Here is an 18984-nt window from a genome sequence, read left to right as displayed (position 1 = left end):
GTGACGGCACAGATCACGAACCCGGTGTCCGTGCCCGGTGCGGAGGCCACGGCCTCCGTGCCGGGCCCGGCCCCGTCCCGCATACGACGCATCTCCCGGGCGGTGCTGCCCGGCCCCGCTCCCGGTGCCAACGGCGCGGCGATGTACCGCCGTTGGTGGCTGCCCTGGCTGTGGACCGCTCCCGCGATCGGGTGCGCGGTCATCTTCGGGGTGTTCCCGTTCCTCAACACGCTCCTGCTGTCGTTCACCAACGCCAAGCCGCTCGGCGGCGCCGCGAGCTTCGTCGGGCTGGACAACTACACGCGGATGCTGGACGACTCCGACTTCTGGCTGGCGACCCGCAACAGCATCCTGTACGCGCTGATCGTCGTACCGCTGATGGTGCTGCTGCCGCTGCTGCTGGCCGTCCTGGTGGAGAAGAACCTGCCCGGCATCGGGTTCTTCCGGTCGGCCTTCTACACGCCGGTGCTCGCCTCGAGCGTGGTCGTGGGTCTGAGCTGGCAGTGGCTGCTGGCCGACGACGGGCTGGTCAACACCTGGCTGGAGAAGGCCCATCTGATCAGGGACGCCATCCCGTTCCTGTCCGACTCCTGGCTGATCCTGCTGTCCGCGATGGGCCTGACGCTGTGGAAGGGCCTCGGCTGGTACATGATCTTCTACCTGGCCGCGCTCGGGAACGTGCCCAGGGAACTGCACGAGGCGGCGTCCATGGACGGCGCCGGCGCGGCCCGCCGCTTCTGGCACATCACCGTGCCGGGCGTCAGGCAGGCCATGATGCTCGTCGGCACGCTCACCGGCATCGGCTCGCTGCGGGTGTTCACGGAGATCTACATGCTCGGCAGCTCCACCGGCGGCCCCGGCGGCGCCGACCGCACCCTGCCCTTCTACATCCGGGACGTCGGCCTGGACCCCCTCACCGGCAACGCCGGTTACGGCTCGGCGGTCAGCGTGGCCCTGTTCCTGCTGACGCTCGGGCTGACCCTGGTGGCGCAGCGCCTGACGAAGGAGGACGACGCATGACGACCGCCGCTGTGGCCAAGCGCCGCCGCCTGATGCCCCGTTGGCGGGACTACGGCCGCCCGCGCGAACTGATCGTCCGTTACCTGCTGTTGATCCTGGTGCTCGGCATCACCGTCGGCCCACTGGTCTGGCAGTTGCTGGCCTCGCTGAAGAGCACCGGCGAGGACGTCTTCGGGGCGAACGCCTCCCTGCTGCCGCAGCACCCGACCCTGCGGGCCTACCGGACGGTCTTCGAGCAGGTGCCGGTGGCCACGTACATCAGGAACAGCCTGATCGTGGTCGCCCTGTCGGTCACCAGCCAGCTGGTGTTCTCCACCACGGCCGGCTACATGCTCTCCAAGCCCGGCTGGAAGGGCCGCAAGGCGGTCTGGGTCGTGCTGGTCGCCTCGATGATGTTCCCCTTCGAGTCGATCATGGTGTCGCTGTTCCTGAGCATCCGCGACCTGGGGCTGATCGACAGCCTGGCGGGCGTGTGGCTGCCCGGGTTCGTCGGTGCCATCAACGTCCTGCTGATGCGCGGCGCGTTCCTGGCGGTGCCGCGCGAGATCGAGGACTCGGGCATGCTCGACGGCGCGAACGAGTGGCAGCGCTTCCGGCACCTGTACCTGCCGTCCGCGTGGGGCGCGATCCTGGTGGTCGTCATCAACACCTTCATCAGCGCCTGGGACGACTTCCTCTGGCCGCTGATCGTGCTGCGCTCGGAGAACCACATGACGCTCACGCTGGGCCTGTCCCGGTTGCAGAGCTCGTCGTTCGGCTACGACCAGCGGATGGTCATGGCCGGGTCGGTGATCTCCGTGATCCCGGTGCTGGTGCTGTTCGTGATCACACAGCGGTGGTTCTACAAGGGTGTCTCGTCGGGGGCCGTCAAGCTCTGAGGTCCAGCACGACGGGCACGGCACTCAGCGCGGCCCGGGCCGACTCCGCGACGCGGATCTCGACGGTGTCGGCCCGCTCCGGTCGGTCTGCTTCGAGGGTCATGGTGACCGTACGGCGCTCGCCCGGCGCGAGGCCGACGCCCTCGAACGCGCACAGTTCGAGGGTGCGCGGCCAGACGGACGTGATCAGGCGCCTCAGATAGACCTGCACGACCGTACGCCCGTACCGCTCCCCGGTGTTGGTGACATCGACCTCGACCGTGTGGCCCGACAGGCGCGGCGGGCCGTACGCGAAGCTGGTGTACGACAGTCCGTGGCCGAAGGAGTAGCGCGGCTCGGCGCTCTCGTCGACGTAGGAGCCGTACTCGATGTCCTTGTGGTTGTAGTAGACGGGGAGTTGGGCCGCCGAGCGCGGGACGGAGACGGGGAGCCGGCCGGTCGGCTCCGCGATGCCCAGCAGCACCTCGGCGAGTGCCTCGCCGCCCCACGGACCGGGGTACCAGGCGGTGAGCAGCGCCGCCGCGGTGTCGGGTACGACGTGCGGGCGTCCCTGGATCAGTACGACCGCCGTCGGTGTGCCGGTCGCGACGACCGCGTCCATGAGCGCGTACTGGGCGGCACCGAGCCGCAGCCCGGCGAGGTCCACGCCCTCGCCGCAGGTCATCTCGGACACGGCTTCCCGTGCCGCCCCGTTGGCGGCGAACTCGGTGTCCGGGGTGCGGGCGCTGCTGCCGCCCAGCACGAGCACGGCCAGGTCGGAGGCGGCGGCCGCGGCGACCGCCTCGGGGATGCCGGAGAGGTCGCCGCCGGTGAGCGCGCAGCCGTGGGCGTGCCGGATGTCGACGCCGGGCGGGGCGAGTCGCCGTAGCCCGTCGAGCACACCGGCGCCCGCGCCGGGGCGTTGCGGGGCGGTGTAGTCGCCCAACTGGTGGGCGAAGCCCGCGGATTGTGGTCCCAGGACGGCGATACGGGAGACGCTCGGCGCGACGGGCAGGGCGCCGCCGTCGTTGTGGAGGAGGGTGATCGCGGCCCGGGCGAGGGCCGTGCTCAGGTCCCTCCCCCCGGCCGGGAAGGACGCTGTGGCGCCGGTCTGTTCGAACAGGCCCAGACGGAACTTGAGGCTCAGTACCCGGGAGACGGCCGCGTCCAGGGTGTCCACGTCCACCAGTCCGCGCTCGACCGCCTCCTCCAGGTGGGTGAAGCCCTCGTCCCAAAGGCTCAGATCGACACCGGCGTTGAGAGCGAGGGCGCCCGCGGACACCCTGTCGCCGGTGACGCGGGCCAGCCGGTCCACGGCGAGGCCGTCGGCCATGACGAGTCCGTCGAAGCCCCAGCTGTCCCGCAACAGCCCGGTGAGCAGGGCCCGGTTGCCGGAGCAGGGCATCCCGTCGACCTCGTTGTAGGCGGCCATCACGGCGGCGGCTCCGGCGCGGACGCCGGCGCGGGCGGCGGGCAGGTGGATCTCGTGGAGTTCACGGGGGCCGACCTCGGACTCGGCGGAGTTGCGACCGCCGACGGTGGCCCCCTGCGCCGCGAAGTGCTTGAGGACCACGGGGGCCTTGTCGGCGGCGAACCGCTCGGCGGATTCTCCCTGCATGCCCCGCACCAGCGCCTCGGTGAGCCGGGCGGCGAGGTACGGGTCCTCGCCGAAGCACTCCTCGGTGCGGCCCCAGCGCGGGTCGCGGGCGATGTCGAGGGCGGACACCAGGGCCACGTGGCCGCCGCGGGCGCGGAGTTCGGCGGCGGCGTGGGCGGCGGCACGCTCGTACAGGGCGGGGTCCCAGCCGGCGCCCACGGCCAGGTTGACGGGCAGGACGGTGCCGTCGAGGGCCATGTGGCCGTGCGGCACCTCCTCCACGAACAGGGCGGGGATGCCCAGCCGGCTGTGCTCGACGACATGCCGCTGCACCAGGTCGGCGAGCGCGGCGCCGTCCGCCGTGCCCGGACCGTTGGTGTGGTCGACGCCGGACCAGGCGTCGGCGCGCTGGAGTCCGTACAGGGCGCCCAGGCCGGCGAAGCGCTCGGTCTCGGCGTACAGGGCCTCGGTGAGTTCGAAGCGGCCGTCGGGGGTCCGGCGGTAGGCGTCCCAGCCGTACATCCGCTGGTTGAGCTGACCGACCTTCTCGCGCAGGGTCATCCGGGAGAGCAGGTCGCTCACGCGGGCGTCGAGAGGGGCGGCGGGGTCGCGGTAGAGCGGGGTGGTTTCGTCGGACGGCTTCGGAGCGTTCAACCGGCACCTCTGTGGGCGAGGTGGGCGACGCAAGCGAGGGCCACGGCGCCCCGGGAGCCGTCGGCGACCCAGTCGAGGGTCAGGCCGAGTGCGTCCAGGCGTGTGGTCAGACGGGGTGTGAGCGGGCCGTCGGGGCCGAGGAGACCGCCGGTGGCGACGATCCGCTCACCGGGGTTCGGTTCCAGCGCCCGTACGGTCTCGGTCAGCAGGCCGGCCGCCTCGTCCAGAACGGCCTGCGCCACGGTGTCCTTCGCGGCGGCCGCCTCAGCCACCAGGGGGGCGAACCGCGCGAGCCGGATCGGGGGCTCGGCCATCACGGCGGGAAGCAGGTGCATGCGGTAGGCCTCGCGTGCGGCGCGGGTCCACCGGCCGCTCGGCACCACCTCGTCCGGAAGTCCCAGAGCCCGCCCGACGCTCTCCGCCAGCACGGTGGCCGGCCCCCGTCCGTCCGCCGTCCGCAACGCGGCCCGTACCGCCGCCCGTCCGATCCAGAAGCCGCTGCCGTCGTCGCCGAGCAGCCAGCCGTCGCCGTCCACGGTGGCCGTGGCGTGCCGGTCGGTGATGCGCATGGCGACCGCGCCGGTGCCGGCCACCAGCGCCAGTCCGTCGGCCGGGGTGCCGGGCGCGGCGGCGAAGGCGGCCTCGATGTCGCTGCAGATGCCGACCGGCCCGGCCGGGACGCCCAGCCGTCGGAGCGCCGCGGTGAGGGCGGACCGGGCGTTGACGTGCCCCGGGTCGTCCGGGGACGCCGCCGTGGCGCCCGCGAAACCGCCGACCACGGAGACGACGCTGCCCCGCAGCCGCTCCGGGACCGCGTCGGCGACGGCTTCGGCGAGGTGGTCGGTGAGCTGCGGCACCGGCACGGTCAGCGCGTTGCCCGGCCCGGCCGCGCCCTCGCCCAGCAGGGGCCCGGAGGCATCGGCGCCGGCCAGCACGGCACGCGTGCGGGTGCCGCCCGCGTCGAGGCCCACGACGAGTTCCTCGCCCAACGTCTGGTTCAAATCATTGCCCATCGATGACTATGGTGGTTGATACATTCGTGCAGGACAAGCCCGGACCCGAGGAGGATCCCATCGACACGCTCCGCTTCGGCGTCAACTACACGCCCCGCCGCGGTTGGTTCCACTCCTGGCACGACTTCGACCCCGCGCACGCGCGCGAGGACCTGGAGCAGATAGCCGGGCTCGGCCTCGACCACGTCCGGGTCTTCCACCTCTGGCCGCTCCTCCAGCCCAACCGCACGCTCGTGCGTACCGCCGCCGTGGACCAGCTGGCGCGGCTCGTCGATCTGGCCGCCGAGGCCGGTCTGGACGTCCTCGTGGACGGCGTGCAGGGCCATCTGTCGAGCTTCGACTTCTACCCGGAGTGGACCCGCGCCTGGCACCACCGCAACGTGTTCACGAACCCGGAGGCCATCGCGGCACAGGCCGAGCTGCTGCGCACCCTCGGGCACGCCCTGGCCGACCGCCCCAACCTCCTCGGACTCCAGCTCGGCAACGAGCTCAACAACATGGTCGAGCACAACCCGGCGACGGCCCAGGAGGTCGACCACTACCTCGACACCCTGCTGGCCGCCGCCCGTGAGGGCCTGCGCCCCGGCCAGTTGGCCACGCACTCCGCGTACGACGCCGCCTGGTACGGCGACGACCACCCCTTCACCCCCGAGGCCTCGGCCCGCAAGGGCGACCTGACCACCGTGCACCCGTGGGTGTTCTCCGGCGACTGCGCCCGCCGCTACGGCCCTGGCTCCCCGCAGGTGCTGCACCTCGCCGAGTACGGCACGGAACTGGCGAAGGCGTACGCCGACGATCCGGCCCGGCCCGTCTGGGTCCAGGAGACGGGCGCGCCCGAGCCGCACATCCCGGCCGCCGACGCGCCCGGGTTCGCGGAGGCGACGGTGCGGAACGCGGCCGGGTGCACGGGTCTGTGGGGCGTGACCTGGTGGTGCTCCCACGACGTGGACCGCGCCCTGGCCGACTACCCGGAACTCGAGTACACCCTGGGCCTGTTCGACTCGGCGGGCCGCGCCAAGCCGATCGCCCGGGCCCTCGCCGCCGCCGTCGCCGACCTGCGCGCCGAGCCGCCCGCACCCCAACCGCGCGAGACCGCCCTGGTCCTGGACTGCACCCCGGCCACCCGTTCGGTGTCCGGTCCGGGCGGCGCGTACTTCGAGGCGTGGATGCGTCTGCGCACGGAGGGCACCCGCCCGGCGGTGGTCCTGGCGACCCGGGCCGACGACCCGGAACACCTGGCCGCGCGCGGGATCAAGGAGGTCGTACGCCTTTCTTGAGCGCCGGCCACGAGGCCCGGCCACGCGGGTGCGCGAGCGATCGCGCATCCGCTCTCTCCGTCTGATTCCGCGGGCTCGGACGCCCTGCTCAGCTGCCCGGCTCAGCGGCCCTGCGGACTCAGCCGACCGACCGCGCCGACGCCCGTCAGGACCTCCGCCACCGCCCGCAGGTTCGCCCGCCCCCGGCCGTACGAGCACAGCGCGTCGCCGTCCGGCAGCCCGGTGGCCACCCGTATCGCGTCCGGCCGTCGGGCCAGCAGGGCGCCTTGCAGGTGCCGCTGCCAGGGGTGCAGGTCGGCGTCGCAGGTGGCGACGATCAGGGGCGCGCCCTCGGAGACGCGGGCTGTCCCGTCGGCGAGGGAGACCGGATCCGCGGCCTCGCCGGTGACGGTGGTGCCCGTGGCGGTGGGGTCGACGGCCCGCAGCTCGCTCAACAGGTCCTCGCCGCCCCAGTTGAGCGCCGGATGCGGCGGCGGGAACAGGTCGACCACGTGGGCGCCTCGCACCGGCCCGAATCCATCCTGTCCGTGAACGGCACGGCGCGCGGCCTCCATCCCGGCCTCCGGGGCCCACGCGGCGACAGCGGTCACCGGCGTCGCGTACCGCTCGGCGAGCCGCCGCACCCGCCCGGCGGCCTCCAGCACGCGCTCCTCGGACAGCAGTCCGGAGTTCAGCGCGCCCAGCAGCGCGTCCCGGCAGGACAGGGTGACCTCCAGATCCGGGACGGCCACGATCACCTGGTCCGCTCCCGCGGCGAGCGCGATCCGGGCCCCGGCCGCCTCGCCGTAGAGGTCCGCGATCGCCTTCATCTCCAGGGCGTCGCTGACCAGCACGCCCTCGAAGCCGAGGTCGATTCGAAGCAGATCGTTCAGGATGCGGCGGCTGAGGGTGGCAGGCCGGTTGGCGTCCAGCTGCGGGAACACCACGTGGGCGCTCATCAGCATCGGCACGCCCGCGGTGATGGCGGCCCGGAAGGGAGCGAGGTCGAGGTCGTCGTACGGGCGCGGGTCGAGGGCGACGTCGTGGTGGCTGTCGGTGAGGGTGCCGCCGTGCCCGGGGAAGTGCTTGGCGCAGGAGGCGATGCCGCGTGCCTCGGTGGCCTCGATCCAGGCCCGCAGATGGCGGGAGACCAGCTCGGGGTCGGTGCCGAAGGCGCGGGTGCGCACGATCGGGTTGTCCGGCTGTCGCTGGACGTCGGCGACGGGTGCGTAGGAGGCGGTGATACCGAGCACGGCCAGATGCCCGGCGAGCGCGTCGGCGCAGCGGGCGGTGAGCCGGGGATCGTCGACGACGCCGAGGGCGAAGTTGCCGGGGACGTCGGGGGCGCCGGCGCCGACCAGGTGGCCGATGCCGCCACCCTCGTTGTCGATTCCCACCAGCAGGTCGGGACGCATGGCCCGCAGGGTGTCGGTGAGGCGTCGCACCTGCTCGGCGTCCCGCACGTTCCGGGTGAACAGGATGACCCCGCCGAGACCGCGGTCGACGAGCCGCTTCAGCGTGTCGGGAACCACCGTGGTCCCCTCGAACCCGGCGACGAGACAGCGGTGGGCGGCCTCGTCGAGGTCGACGGGGAGAGCGGCACTCAGGGACAGGTGCTCGACATGGGTCATCCCGCACATACTCTGGCTCGACCAGCCGAAAGTCAACAGATCGGTGATTCATTGATTCACAAAGAGCGGGGCGAGGAGGACGATTCCGAGGCGCCCGCGTCGTCGAGGCAGCGGCCGGCACCGCACCGTGTGCGACTTGGACACACCACCTCCTCATGCGACACCGGAGCCATTCCGGGCCCGCGCGGCTATTCTGAGGACGCATGGAGGGGGCTTCGGGCACGGGCGCGTTCAGTGAACCACCGTCCTCCGACGGATCGTTCGGGCCGCTGATCGTCGCGCCGCCACCCTCTCCACGGGACGCGCAGGTGGAACTGCCCGAGGAGAGTCCCGACCCGAGCCTGCTGCCCACGATCACGCTGCGGGAGCGCGCGGCGTCCCGGGGTGCCGACCCGGACGGCCTGCCGCTGCCGGCGGGCGAGCTGCTGGCCGGGCAGTACAAGCTGATCCGCAAGCTCGGCTACGGCGGGATGGGCGAGGTCCACCTCGCCCTCGACACCAAGGTCGACCACCGCGAGGTCGCCATCAAGATCCTGCACCCCGAGCGGGCGGCAGTCGCCCTGGTCCGGGAGCGGCGGGCGCTGGTCGATCTCAGCCACGACGACATCATCCGGGTCTTCAACTACGGGCATCATCCCGAGATCGGCGACTTCCTCGTGCTGCAGTACGTGGACGGGCTCACGCTGGAGGAGGTGCGCGCCCGGGCCCAGGCGAACCCGGCCGAGTTCGGCGGCAGCCGCTTCCACGAGTTCGTGCTCGCCTACGGAGTGCGCATCCTCGCCGCGCTGGGCTATCTGCACAGCGACCGGGTGGGCAAGGTCTACGGCGACCTGAAGCCGGACAACGTCATGCACGACGGCACCACGACGAAGATCGTCGACGTGGGGAGCGTCCGCGCGGCCGGTATGCGCGGCCTCACCACGGAGGGCTTTCGCGCCCCGACGGTCGGCCCGGACGGTGAATCCACCGGTCAGGACGACCTGTTCAGCCTGGGCGAGACGCTGCGACGGCTCAGCGGACTCGGCCAGTCGCCGCAGCACCTGGCGGAGCTGGGCGCCCTGGACATGCTCAGGGAGCTGGACGCGTCGGGCACGGTCCCTCAGACGTACGGAATGACGGCACCCGCGCCCCGGGGACTCGGCCTCCTCTCGCTCGCCCGGGTCCTGCACCGCGCGACCCGCGGCGAGGGCGCCGAGCGGTTCGCCACCGCGCACGAGATGGAACAGCAACTGCGGGGCGTGTTCCGGGAGTTACGCTCGCTGCGCACCGGGACGGAGACCTTCGAGCCGTCACCGCTGTTCCTCCAGTCGCCGTACGCCCTCGACGGTGAACTCGGGTCCGCACCGCCCTTGGCCCGCTGGGCAGCGCCGGACACCCCCGTACCGGACGGCCCCGACGCGTACGCGCCGCCGACGCCCGCCGTGGTCGCGCAGCGGCTGCCCGTCCCGCGGCCCGATCCGGACGACGCCCACCACGCGGAGTTGAGCAGACTCGCCGACGCGGCACCCGAGGCGCTGCTCCAGCACACCGTGGACTGGCGGGAGTCCCCGGAGGTCCATCTGCTGCGCTGCCGCGTACAGCTGCGGGTTCCCGGCGCCGCGACCGAGGACGCCGAGCTCGAACTGAGGGCCGCCGAGGCACTGATCGGGCCCGAGCGCGCCCCGTACGACTGGCGGCTCGACTGGCACCGCGGGCTGCTCGCCCTCGGCCGGGACCAGGTGGACGCGGCCTGGTGGCACTTCGACCGGGTCTACGCGGCGATCCCGGGCGAGTACGCGCCCAAGCTCGCGCTCGGGCACTGCGCCGAACGCCTCGGCCAACGGCACGAGGCGCTGACCTTCTACGAGGCGGTGCGGCTGCGCAACCCGTCCCTGGGCAGCGCGACGTTCGGCGCGGTGCGGGCCCGCCTCGCGCTCGGCGGCGAGCGGGCCCGGGACGACGCCGTCCAGGCGCTGGACGCGGTGCCGCAGCACTCGCGGCACCGGACCGCCGCGCGCACCGCCGCCGTACGCGTCGGAGTGGAACACGTGCGGACCTCCGAACACCCCGGCGAGGTGACCGAGCGGCTCCAGGAGGTGCTGGCGCGGCTGGCCCGGCTCTTCCACGCGCACGGGCTGACGGACGAGGAGGCCCGGGTCCGGATGACGGCGGAGGTGTGGGAGGCCGTACGGGACGCGCTCACCCGGGGTGTCCTCGACGCGCCGGGCCTGGTCGCGCTGGCGGCGGGCGCCGACGTACGGCTCGGGCTGCCGTCCGACGACGCCGGACTGCGCAGGGACCTGTCCCGTCTCTACCTCGCCCTCGCCCGGCAGGCGGCCCGGTCCGCCGTCCCCGAGGACGCGGCCGTCGCGGAGACCCTGCTGGACCGCGCCTACGAGGTACGCCCGCTCGCCTTCCGGCACCACAGGGACAGCCCATGGCTCGGAAAGCGGGCCGGCGACTGGCTGCGGACGGTCGCCCGCCCGCCGTCGTCCGCACGGACCACGAAGAGCACCCGGGAGGACGGCGAGTGAGCCTGCCTCACGCGGGCTCCCGCGTCCCGCTGCCCGCACGCCTCCCCCGCGGAGCCCGGGCCGTCTGGGCGGTGGCCGTGCAGATCGGCCGCCTCGTGCGGCGGTATCTGTGGCCGACGGCGGACGGTGTCCGTAACCGCGCGTTCCTGCGGGACCGGCTGGTCGCGCTGCCGCTGCTCGCCGTCGTGGGCTTCTCCGCGTTCGGCTGGGCGCACGCGGAAGTACGCGACGACTCGGCGTTCGTGCGGGACCGGCTGACGCCCGCGCTGGTCGGCCTCGCCGACGCCAGGACCTCGCTGTTCATCGCGCAGGGTGCCGCGGAGAAGAACATCGGCGAGGGCCGGGCCGCGGGGATCGGCGGGCTCGGCGACCGGTACCGGACCCGGGTGACGCGGGCCACGCAGAGCCTGAACCAGGTCATCAGCAGCGGAGCCCTGACCGTGGCCGAGGAGCAGGAGCTGCGCGTGGTGTCCGCGCTGCTGGTGGGCTACACGGGCTATATCGGCCAGGCCCAGGAGCCCGTTGGGGACAAGATCGGGGACGAGATCGGGGACGAGATGCTGCGGGAGGCCGTGCTGGCCTACGCGCGCAGCATGCTCTGCTCGACCCGGCTCGCCCCCACGGCCGGCGGCGGGCACTACCGGTCGTGCGAGGCCACGACCGGTTCGAGCGCGACCGCGATCGTGGACCGGGTGTCCGCTCTGGAGCGGACACTGCGCGAGCGGCTCGCGGACAGGGCGGTCTGGGGCGGGCGCGTGCTCGCCGCCGCCGTGGTCTCCGCACTCGCCCTCGCCCTGTTCGCCGTCGGGCTCTGGCGGACGCTGGACTTCCTGCACCACCGCTTCCGGATCCGGCTGAGCGTCCCGCTGGCGGCCGCCGCCCTGCCCCTGCTCGCGTTACCCCTGCTGACCGTCGACGCGCTGCTCGCCCAGCGAGCGCAGAACGACGCCCTCCCCGTGGCGGACACGCTCGCCGAGCGGACCTCGCCCGACACGGAGGCGGTCGCCGAGGAGCACCCCTTCGCCGCCCCCGACCCGCAGGCCGTCGAGGTCCTGGCCGACCGGATCGACGACGGTCTCGCCGACGGACGGCTCGCCTTCCTGGACGGGGTGGGCCCGTTCGTGATCCCGGCGGGCCTGGCCACGGCCTGCCTCGTCGGCGGCGCCCTGCACACGTACCGCCGCGAGTACCTCGTGGTGGCCCGCCCGGGAGGCGCCGTATGAGAGCCGTCCCGAACCGCGTCCTGCGCACCCTGCTCGCCGCGCTCTGTCTGCTCACCGTGGCCCTCGTGCCCGGCTGCGCCTCGAAGACCCCCGTCCCCCTCGTGGTCCTGGGCCCGTGGACGGGCGTGGAGGGCGACGCCTTCGAGGCGGCCCTGAAGCGGCTCGACGACGGGACGGGACGGACGTACACCTACGAGGGCACCCGATCGCTGCGCGAGACGCTGGTCTCACAGCTGGAGGCCGACGACCCTCCGGACGTGGCGATCCTCAACAGCATCGGCGAACTCACCGAGTACGCCCGTCGCGGCCTGCTGAATCCCCTGCCCGAAACGATGGCCGGGCGCGCGTACCCGCCGTGGGCGCCGACACTGCTCGTGGACGGCAAGCGCGGTACGTACTGGGTGCCGCTCAAGGTCGACCTGAAGAGCCTGGTGTGGAGCAAGCAAGGCGCCTCGGACGCGGCCCCGACCTGGTGCGTGGGCCTGGCCTCGCAGGCCACCTCGGGCTGGCCCGGCACGGACTGGGTCGAGGACATCCTGCTCCACCAGGCGGGCCCGACGCTCTACACGAAATGGGCCGCCGGCAGGCTCAGCTGGCAGGACCCGGCCGTCCGGCGGGCTTGGACGACCTGGGCCCGGCTGCTCGGCAAGCGCACCAACGCGTCGATCAAAAACTCCCTCATCACCTCGTACGAGGGCGCTTCCGGACCGGACGGCCCGGACGGCCCGGGAGCGCCCCTCGGCCTGCTGAACTCCCCCGATTTCGACTGCACGCACGAGCACCAGAGCGCCTTCATCCGATACGTGTACGCGGGCGACGACCTCCGTATGGAGCCGTCGGCCGGCTTCCTGGACGGCCGGGCCGCGTACCGCGACACCTACGAGGTGTCCGGCGACATGGCCGCGGTCTTCAGTGCCGACCCGGCGGCCCAGCAGCTGGTGGAACGGCTGTCGAGCGCGACCGGGCGGGCCCGCTGGCGGGCGGCGGCGGCCCCGGAGGCGCGCCCGCTGTTCCCGGACGCCCCCGGGCCGCCGCCCGCGAACCCGACCGAGCGGAAGATCGACACCCTGCTCACCTCGGGCGCCCGGACCCTGTGCTTCGACGCCTCCGACGTCATGCCGCCCGAGCTGCGGGACGCCTTCCACCGCGCGGTCCTGGAGTTCTTCGGGACCCCTGCCAAGGAGCAACTCGACTTGCTGCTACGGCAGTTGGAGACGGTACGGGCTCAGGTGGCCGAGGAGTCGCCCGCCGACCGCTCGTTCCGCCCGCCGGAGGACCTGTGCGCGTCTCCCGCCGGGTGAGCCGGGCCGCCACCGCCCAGTTGATCCGCCAGGCAGGCGAGGTAGAGGGCCATGGTGGTCCGGTGTTCGCGCAGCGGGCGGCCGGTGAGCTGCTCGATCTTGTGCATGCGGTAGACCACGGTGTTGCGGTGGATGTGCAGGGCCGCTGAGGCCCGGACCAGGTTGAAGCCGCTCTCGCACCAGGCGGTGATGGTGTCGCGGAGCGCCGGCCAGTCCGGCTGGGTCCGCAGTCCGGCCGTGGTGAGCTCGATCAGGCGGTTGCGGGCGGACTGGTTCACTCCCGCCAGGACCTGGTGGACCCGCAGGTCGCTGACGAGCTGGACGGGGGAGCCGCCGGTCAGCCGGGCGCCGAGGCGCAGCGCGTCGCACGCGTCCTGGTAGGAGTCGTGCAGTCCGCCCACGGAGGTGGCCGGCTCGCCGATGCCTGCCCGGGCGGTCAGACCGTCCTGCGCCGCGATGACGTCGACGACCCGGCGGCAGTCGGCGACCAGGGCGGCCGTGGAACGCCGGGCGGGGAGCCGGTGCAGGACGCCGATCCAGCCGGGAGCGGTGCCGGCCACGATGTCCTGGGGGTCGGCGAAGACGTCGCGGACGGTGCGCAGCAGTTCCGAGCGGACCAGCGCCATGTCCCGGCCGGGCGCGCCCGGCCGACGGAGGGCCGTCGCGGGCACGGCCACCTCGAACGCCACCGCGACCCGTCGCAGCCGCAGGTCGACGCCGAGTTCGGCGGCCCGGTACACCAGGAAGTCCCCCTCGACGACCTGGGGGTCGTAGGAGGCGATGTCGGCGAGCAGTTTCTCGGTCGCCCGTTCCGCCAGCAGCCGGGAGCGCAGCATGACCGACTCCCGCAGCAGGATCTCCGTCTGGCGCTTCACCAGCAGTCCGAAGCGCCGGACCTGGGCGGGCGTACCGGTGATGCCGACGGTCCCCACCGCCTGCCCGTCGGTGACCAGCGGCAGGGTGACGCCGGGGCGCACGCCGCGCAGTAGCTGGGCCTGCGAGGCGTTGTGCGTGGCGGGCTCCTTGGTGCGGATGACCTCGACGGACGCCTCGTGGAAGCTGCCGACCCGGCTGCTGTCACCGCTGCCGATGACCATGCCCTCCGCGTCGGTGATCAGCACGTTGAAACCGATGACGGCGGAGGTGTCCCCGGCGATCTCCTGCGCGAGTGACGGGCTCAGCACGAGCGTTCCTCCCGTCCTGGGGCGAGCCGGGCCGGCCGGACTGGTCGCAACGTACAGGGGAACGATCGATTCCGGCCACAACTTCGTACGGAGTGAACGGTGACTCGCGACGGGGCCGCTCCATAACGTATGGCCCCACCACCTCCCCGCCGGGGGCACAGCGCAGTGAACGGCGGGTTCCTTCAGTGCCGATACGGAAGGCCCGTGCCGATGATCCGTGTGCGCTCGCTCGCTCTCGCCCTGTCCACCCTGCTGTCGCTGTCCACGGTCGCCGCGTGCGGTTCGGACAGCGACGCCCCGAAGGAAGTCTCGGCGAAGACCGCCGCGCTGGGCACGCTCACCCCCGGCGTCATCAAGGTCGCCGTGCAGCCGTACGCGCCCTACACCAGCGTCCAGCACGACAAGATCGTCGGCCTGGACGGCGACATCCTCGGCTATGTGGCCAAAAAGCTGGGTCTGCAGGTCGAACCCCAGGTCACGGACTTCGCCGGCATGCTCGCCGGGGTCCAGTCCCGCCGGGTGGACATCACCATCGGCGGTGTCGCCTGGACCGCCGACCGGCAGAAACAGGGCCTGTTCACCGACCCGCCCTACTACTCTCCCCCGGCGATGGCGGTGCGCGACGGAAAGACGTACAAGACCGTCGACGACCTGAAGGGCCGGAACCTGGGCACCGTCGAGGGCTATGTCTGGGTCAAGTCGATCCAGGCCGTACCCGGTGCGAAGCTGCACGCCTACCCGGACGCCAACGGGGTCTTCGACGACCTCGGCGCGGGCCGTGTCGACGTCGGCTTCCTCGACCCGCTGATCATCATCGCGGCGCAGAAACAGCGCCCGGACCTGAAGATCGCCACGGAGTACCTGACACCGCCGACCGCGGCGCAGGTCAAGGCCCAGCCCGCCTACGAGTACTTCCAGCCGTACCAGACCGGCTTCTACCTCCCCAAGAAGGCCACGCGGCTGGAGAAGGCGATCTCCGCGCAGATCGACGCCATGTACACCAACGGTGAGCTGGCGAAGCTCGTCAAGAAGTACGGCGGTGATCCCGAGCAGTTCCTGAAGCCGGCCGCCGATGTCGCCACCGTGCGCCGCGGAGTGGACCGGCCCGCCGACTGGACACCGCCGTCCGTCGCACCCGCCGGTCAGTGAGGGGATGACATGTCCGGTCTCTTCCAGGTCCCGTGGTCCGACTACCGGCCCGACCTGCTCGACGCCCTCGGCCGTACCGTCTCGTACACGGTGGTCAGCTTCGTCGGCGCGGTACTGCTCGGCCTCGCGGTGGCCCTGCTCCGCCTGAGCCGCGCCTGGCCCGCGCGGGCTCTGGCCGCCGTGTACACCGAGGTGTTCAAGAACATCCCGCTGCTGGCCATCATCTTCCTGACGTACTTCGGCCTGGCGTCGGCCGGCGTCCGGCTGGACGTGTTCACGGCCGGCTGCGTCAGCCTCGTCGTCTTCTACGCCGCCTACCTCTCCGAGATCTTCCGCTCCGCGATCGGCGGGGTGCACGCCGGACAGACCGAGGCGGGCGAGGCACTGGGGCTCGGCAGGGCGGGCATCTTCGGCCATGTGGTGCTGCCGCAGGCCGTCCGCCAGGCGCTGCCCGGCACCAACACCATGCTGGTCGACCTGCTGAAGTCCACCTCCCTGCTGGTCACCGTCTCGGCGGCCGAGCTGATGTCCGAGGGACGGCTGATCACCTCGGCCACGTTCCGGGCCCTGGAGGTGTATCTGGTCATCTCCGGCCTCTACTTCGCCCTGTGCTATCCGCTCTCCCAGCTCCTGCTGCTCCTGGAGCGGAAGGTGCGGGCGGGCGTCCCCCTGTCCCCGTGGCGACGACGCAGGGTGCGCGCGGCCCGCGTGCTGCTCGCGGCCGACCTCGGCACGGACATCGCACGGAAGGAGGCGGCGGCATGACCGAGCCCCTCACCACGGCGGAAGCCGTTCCACCGGCCCGCACCGACGCGGTCGTCCGCATCGAGGGCCTGCGCAAGTCCTTCGACGGCCGGGTGGTCCTCGACGACGTGGACCTGGAGGTCGGCCGGGGCCGCATCGTGAGCGTCATCGGACAGAGCGGCGGCGGCAAGACGACCCTGATGCGCTGCGTCAACCTGCTGGAACGCCCGGACCAGGGCACGGTCGAGGTGGCCGGCGAAGTGGTGCACCAGGGCGGCCGGACGGTCTGCCGTGACCTGCCGCGGCTGCGCCGCACCGTCGGCATGGTGTTCCAGCGCTTCCATCTGTTCCCGCACCTCACGGCGGTGGAGAACGTCGTCCTCGCCCAGCGCAGGGCGGGCATCCCGGAGCAGGAGGCGCTGGAGCGCGCCGTGGCGCTGCTGCGCCGGGTCGGCGTGGCCCACCGCGGCCTCGCCCAGCCCGAGCAGCTCTCCGGCGGAGAACAGCAGCGCGTCGCCATCGCCAGGGCGCTGGCGCTGAGGCCCGAGGTGCTGCTCTTCGACGAACCCACCTCCTCCCTGGACCCGGAGGCCACCCGGGAGGTGCTGAGCGTGATGCGCGAACTGGCCGCCGACGGAATGACGATGCTGCTGGTCACCCACGAACTCCCCTTCGCCCGGGAGGTGTCCGACCACGTCGTCTTCGTCGACGGCGGCCGGATCGTGGAGGAGGGCAGGCCGCAGGACGTCATCGACAACCCCGCCCAGGCCCGCACCCGGGAGTTCCTCGCCGCGTTCGGATCCACGTCATGAACGCGGCACCCGGCCCGGCCGGCGCCGGACCCGTCGTGGTCGTGGGGGGCGGTGTCGTCGGCCTGTGCACGGCGTACTACCTGGCGGCGGCCGGGCTGCCGGTCGAGATCGTCGAGCGGCGTGGACTGGGCTCCGGGGTGTCCCGGGGCAACGCGGGCTGGATCTGCCTCAGCCACTCGACTCCCGTCCCCGCCCCGGGTGTCGTCCGCTACGCGCTGCGCTCACTGGGGCGCCCGGACTCGCCGCTGTATCTGCGTCCGCTCCCCGACCCGGCCTTCGTAGGCTGGCTGTGGCGGTTCTGGCGCAGCAGCACACCGGACACCTTCCGGCGGGGCTACGCGGCGATCGCCGAGCTGAACCGCACCACGTTCGACCTCTTCGACGGCCTGCGCGAGGCCGGCGTCGAGACGACCCTGACGCGTCCCGGGATGGTGCACGCCTTCCTGTCCCCGGCCGAGGCCCGCCATCATCTCGCCGTCCAGCGGGAGATGGCCGAGGGCCGCTACCCGATCCCCGACGACGTCGTCACCGGCGACCGGGCCCGGCTGCTGGACGACGCCCTGTCGAGCGGGGTGCGCGCGGCGTACCTCGTCGAGGGCGAGGGCGTGGTGGACCCGGAGGCGTTCGCCCGAGGACTAGGAGAGTCCCTCGCCGCGGCCGGGGTGAAGATCCACGAGCAGGCGGACGTGACCGGGTTCCGCTCCTCGGCCGGACGCGTCGCCGCCGTGCGGACCACCCAGGGTGAGATCCCCTGTGCCGCCGTCGTCGTCGCGGCCGGGATGCGCTCCGCGCGGCTGCTGAGCGACCTCGGCGCCCCGCTGCCGCTGCAGGCGGGCAAGGGCTACAGCTTCTCGGTCGACCTGACCCCGGCACCCCGGCACACCCTGTACTTCGGGGAACGCCGGGCCGTCGCCTCACCGATCGGCGCGACCACGCGGATCGGCGGGACGATGGAACTCAGCGGCAACAACAACCGCCTCGACTGGCGTCGGGTGGTCGCCGTGGCTCTCGCCAGCCGGCACTACCTGGGCCCCTGGTTCGACGACCCGGACGACCTGGTCGGCCTGATCCGCGATCCCTGGGTGGGCGGCCGGCCCTTCCTCCCGGACGGGCTTCCGGTCATCGACCGCGTACCGGGCCACGACAACGTCTATGCGGCGACCGGTCACGGCATGCTGGGCGTCACCCTGGGCCCGGCCACCGGCCACCGGCTGGCCGAGTTCGTCCGCACCGGCCGCCGCCCCGAGGAACTGGCCCCGTTCCGCTTCGACCGGCTGCGCGGGCGGCTCAGTCCCCGACGAGGTCAGGGCGCGGCGAACGGGAGCTGACCGTTCCTCCTGCCTACTTGCCCGCCAGGCCCAGGTTGGCCCCGTCGCGCAGGTCCGAGAATCCCTGCGCTATCACGGCCGCCGGATCAAGGCAGGCCCGGCGGATGTCCGCTGCTGCGGGCTCGGTCGCGCACCCCATGGATTCGTACCTGCGTACGGCCGCCTGGACTTTCCGCGCACTGGCGTCCAGCGTCGCGAATCCCGTACGCCCGTCGATTTCACGCAAAGCCAGAGCGGCAGCGTCGGATGTGACATCGGCCGCCGCCTGGCACTTGGCGGTGAAGAGCTGGGGTGACGACGGCGAACACGAGGAATCCACACCTGACCCGAGCTTCTCCTCGTCCGCCGAGATGCGCTCCTCCAGAGCGTTCTTCACCTTCTCGGCGATCTCCGCCTTGGTCGGTGCGGGCGGCTCGCTCGACGGCGGCACGGAACTGCCCGACGGCCGGGCCGAACGCGCCTCGCCTCCGGAACCGCCGCACCCCGTGCAGAAGACCGCCACCAGGCCGAGCACCGCCGCCGCCCGCGCCGCATATCGCTGCATCGTCGACCCCTTTGAATGGTGGCGTCACCCTACCGGAAAAGGCCGGAGAAGAATGGAAAGCATTTCAAAAATCAACGTGGGCCCATCGACGCCCACCGGAAATACCTGAAATCTCCAGCCGGTAAAGCGTCACCGGACAGTCCCGCGATTTCGGCGAG

The 18984-nt window shown here is 72.6% G+C and carries 15 protein-coding genes; 10 read left to right on the top strand and 5 right to left on the bottom strand.

Annotation, left to right across the window (positions count from 1 at the left end):
• Both OHA64_RS36490 and OHA64_RS36485 read left to right on the top strand, forming a co-directional pair.
• Positions 1–1020, top strand: a complete 1020-nt coding sequence (locus OHA64_RS36490; protein ID WP_405620573.1) for a carbohydrate ABC transporter permease — start codon at positions 1–3, stop codon at positions 1018–1020.
• A complete protein-coding gene (locus OHA64_RS36485) occupies positions 1017–1898 on the top strand; it encodes a carbohydrate ABC transporter permease (RefSeq protein WP_405620571.1) in 882 nt (293 codons plus the stop codon). The genes OHA64_RS36490 and OHA64_RS36485 overlap by 4 nt, the downstream gene beginning before the upstream one ends.
• Here OHA64_RS36485 and OHA64_RS36480 read toward each other — a convergent pair.
• Entirely contained in the window at positions 1888–4128 is a 2241-nt protein-coding gene (locus tag OHA64_RS36480) for a glycoside hydrolase family 3 N-terminal domain-containing protein (protein ID WP_405620569.1), read from the bottom strand. The two genes, OHA64_RS36485 and OHA64_RS36480, sit on opposite strands and share 11 nt — an antisense overlap.
• Positions 4125–5141, bottom strand: a complete 1017-nt coding sequence (locus OHA64_RS36475) for an N-acetylglucosamine kinase (protein ID WP_405620567.1) — start codon at positions 5139–5141, stop codon at positions 4125–4127. The genes OHA64_RS36480 and OHA64_RS36475 overlap by 4 nt, the downstream gene beginning before the upstream one ends.
• A gap of 8 nt (positions 5142–5149) precedes the next feature.
• Between OHA64_RS36475 and OHA64_RS36470 the strand changes: the two genes are divergently transcribed.
• Entirely contained in the window at positions 5150–6418 is a 1269-nt protein-coding gene (locus OHA64_RS36470) for a glycosyl hydrolase (RefSeq protein WP_405624265.1), read from the top strand.
• A gap of 101 nt (positions 6419–6519) precedes the next feature.
• On the opposite strand, the gene OHA64_RS36465 is transcribed toward OHA64_RS36470, so the two are convergent.
• Positions 6520–8028 (bottom strand): glycoside hydrolase family 3 N-terminal domain-containing protein, encoded by a 1509-nt coding sequence (locus OHA64_RS36465; RefSeq protein ID WP_405620565.1) that lies wholly within the window; start codon positions 8026–8028, stop codon positions 6520–6522.
• A gap of 203 nt (positions 8029–8231) precedes the next feature.
• Between OHA64_RS36465 and OHA64_RS36460 the strand changes: the two genes are divergently transcribed.
• Genes OHA64_RS36460 through OHA64_RS36450 form a run of 3 tightly spaced genes read left to right on the top strand, consistent with a single transcriptional unit; the run spans position 8232 to position 13065 of the window.
• Positions 8232–10541, top strand: a complete 2310-nt coding sequence (locus tag OHA64_RS36460; RefSeq protein ID WP_405620563.1) for a tetratricopeptide repeat protein — start codon at positions 8232–8234, stop codon at positions 10539–10541.
• Positions 10538–11764, top strand: a complete 1227-nt coding sequence (locus tag OHA64_RS36455) for a hypothetical protein (RefSeq protein WP_405620561.1) — start codon at positions 10538–10540, stop codon at positions 11762–11764. Before OHA64_RS36460 ends, OHA64_RS36455 begins: the two co-directional genes overlap by 4 nt.
• Complete coding sequence (locus OHA64_RS36450; protein WP_405620559.1) at positions 11761–13065, top strand: extracellular solute-binding protein; 1305 nt, start codon at positions 11761–11763, stop codon at positions 13063–13065. The genes OHA64_RS36455 and OHA64_RS36450 overlap by 4 nt, the downstream gene beginning before the upstream one ends.
• Here the strand turns inward: OHA64_RS36450 and OHA64_RS36445 are convergent.
• On the bottom strand, positions 12990–14249 hold the full coding sequence (locus OHA64_RS36445; protein WP_405620557.1) for a CdaR family transcriptional regulator: 1260 nt from the start codon (positions 14247–14249) through the stop codon (positions 12990–12992). The genes OHA64_RS36450 and OHA64_RS36445 overlap by 76 nt on opposite strands.
• Positions 14250–14459: 210 nt before the next feature.
• Between OHA64_RS36445 and OHA64_RS36440 the strand changes: the two genes are divergently transcribed.
• Genes OHA64_RS36440 through OHA64_RS36425 form a run of 4 tightly spaced genes read left to right on the top strand, consistent with a single transcriptional unit; the run spans position 14460 to position 18282 of the window.
• Complete coding sequence (locus OHA64_RS36440) at positions 14460–15398, top strand: substrate-binding periplasmic protein (protein WP_405624263.1); 939 nt, start codon at positions 14460–14462, stop codon at positions 15396–15398.
• 9 nt (positions 15399–15407) lie between these two features.
• Positions 15408–16163 (top strand): amino acid ABC transporter permease, encoded by a 756-nt coding sequence (locus OHA64_RS36435; protein WP_405620555.1) that lies wholly within the window; start codon positions 15408–15410, stop codon positions 16161–16163.
• On the top strand, positions 16160–16954 hold the full coding sequence (locus tag OHA64_RS36430) for an amino acid ABC transporter ATP-binding protein (protein ID WP_405620553.1): 795 nt from the start codon (positions 16160–16162) through the stop codon (positions 16952–16954). The genes OHA64_RS36435 and OHA64_RS36430 overlap by 4 nt, the downstream gene beginning before the upstream one ends.
• Positions 16951–18282, top strand: coding sequence for an NAD(P)/FAD-dependent oxidoreductase (locus tag OHA64_RS36425; RefSeq protein ID WP_405620551.1), 1332 nt, complete (start codon positions 16951–16953; stop codon positions 18280–18282). The genes OHA64_RS36430 and OHA64_RS36425 overlap by 4 nt, the downstream gene beginning before the upstream one ends.
• A 13-nt stretch (positions 18283–18295) precedes the next feature.
• Here OHA64_RS36425 and OHA64_RS36420 read toward each other — a convergent pair whose 3' ends face one another.
• Positions 18296–18826, bottom strand: coding sequence for a hypothetical protein (locus OHA64_RS36420; RefSeq protein ID WP_405620549.1), 531 nt, complete (start codon positions 18824–18826; stop codon positions 18296–18298).
• Between the last annotated feature and the right edge of the window lie 158 nt (positions 18827–18984).

The sequence above is a fragment of the Streptomyces sp. NBC_00076 genome, from assembly GCF_045041235.1.
Taxonomy (GTDB): Bacteria; Actinomycetota; Actinomycetes; order Streptomycetales; family Streptomycetaceae; genus Streptomyces.
The sequence above is the reverse complement of the archived record's forward strand: the minus strand, read 5'-3'. Positions and strand labels throughout refer to the sequence as shown.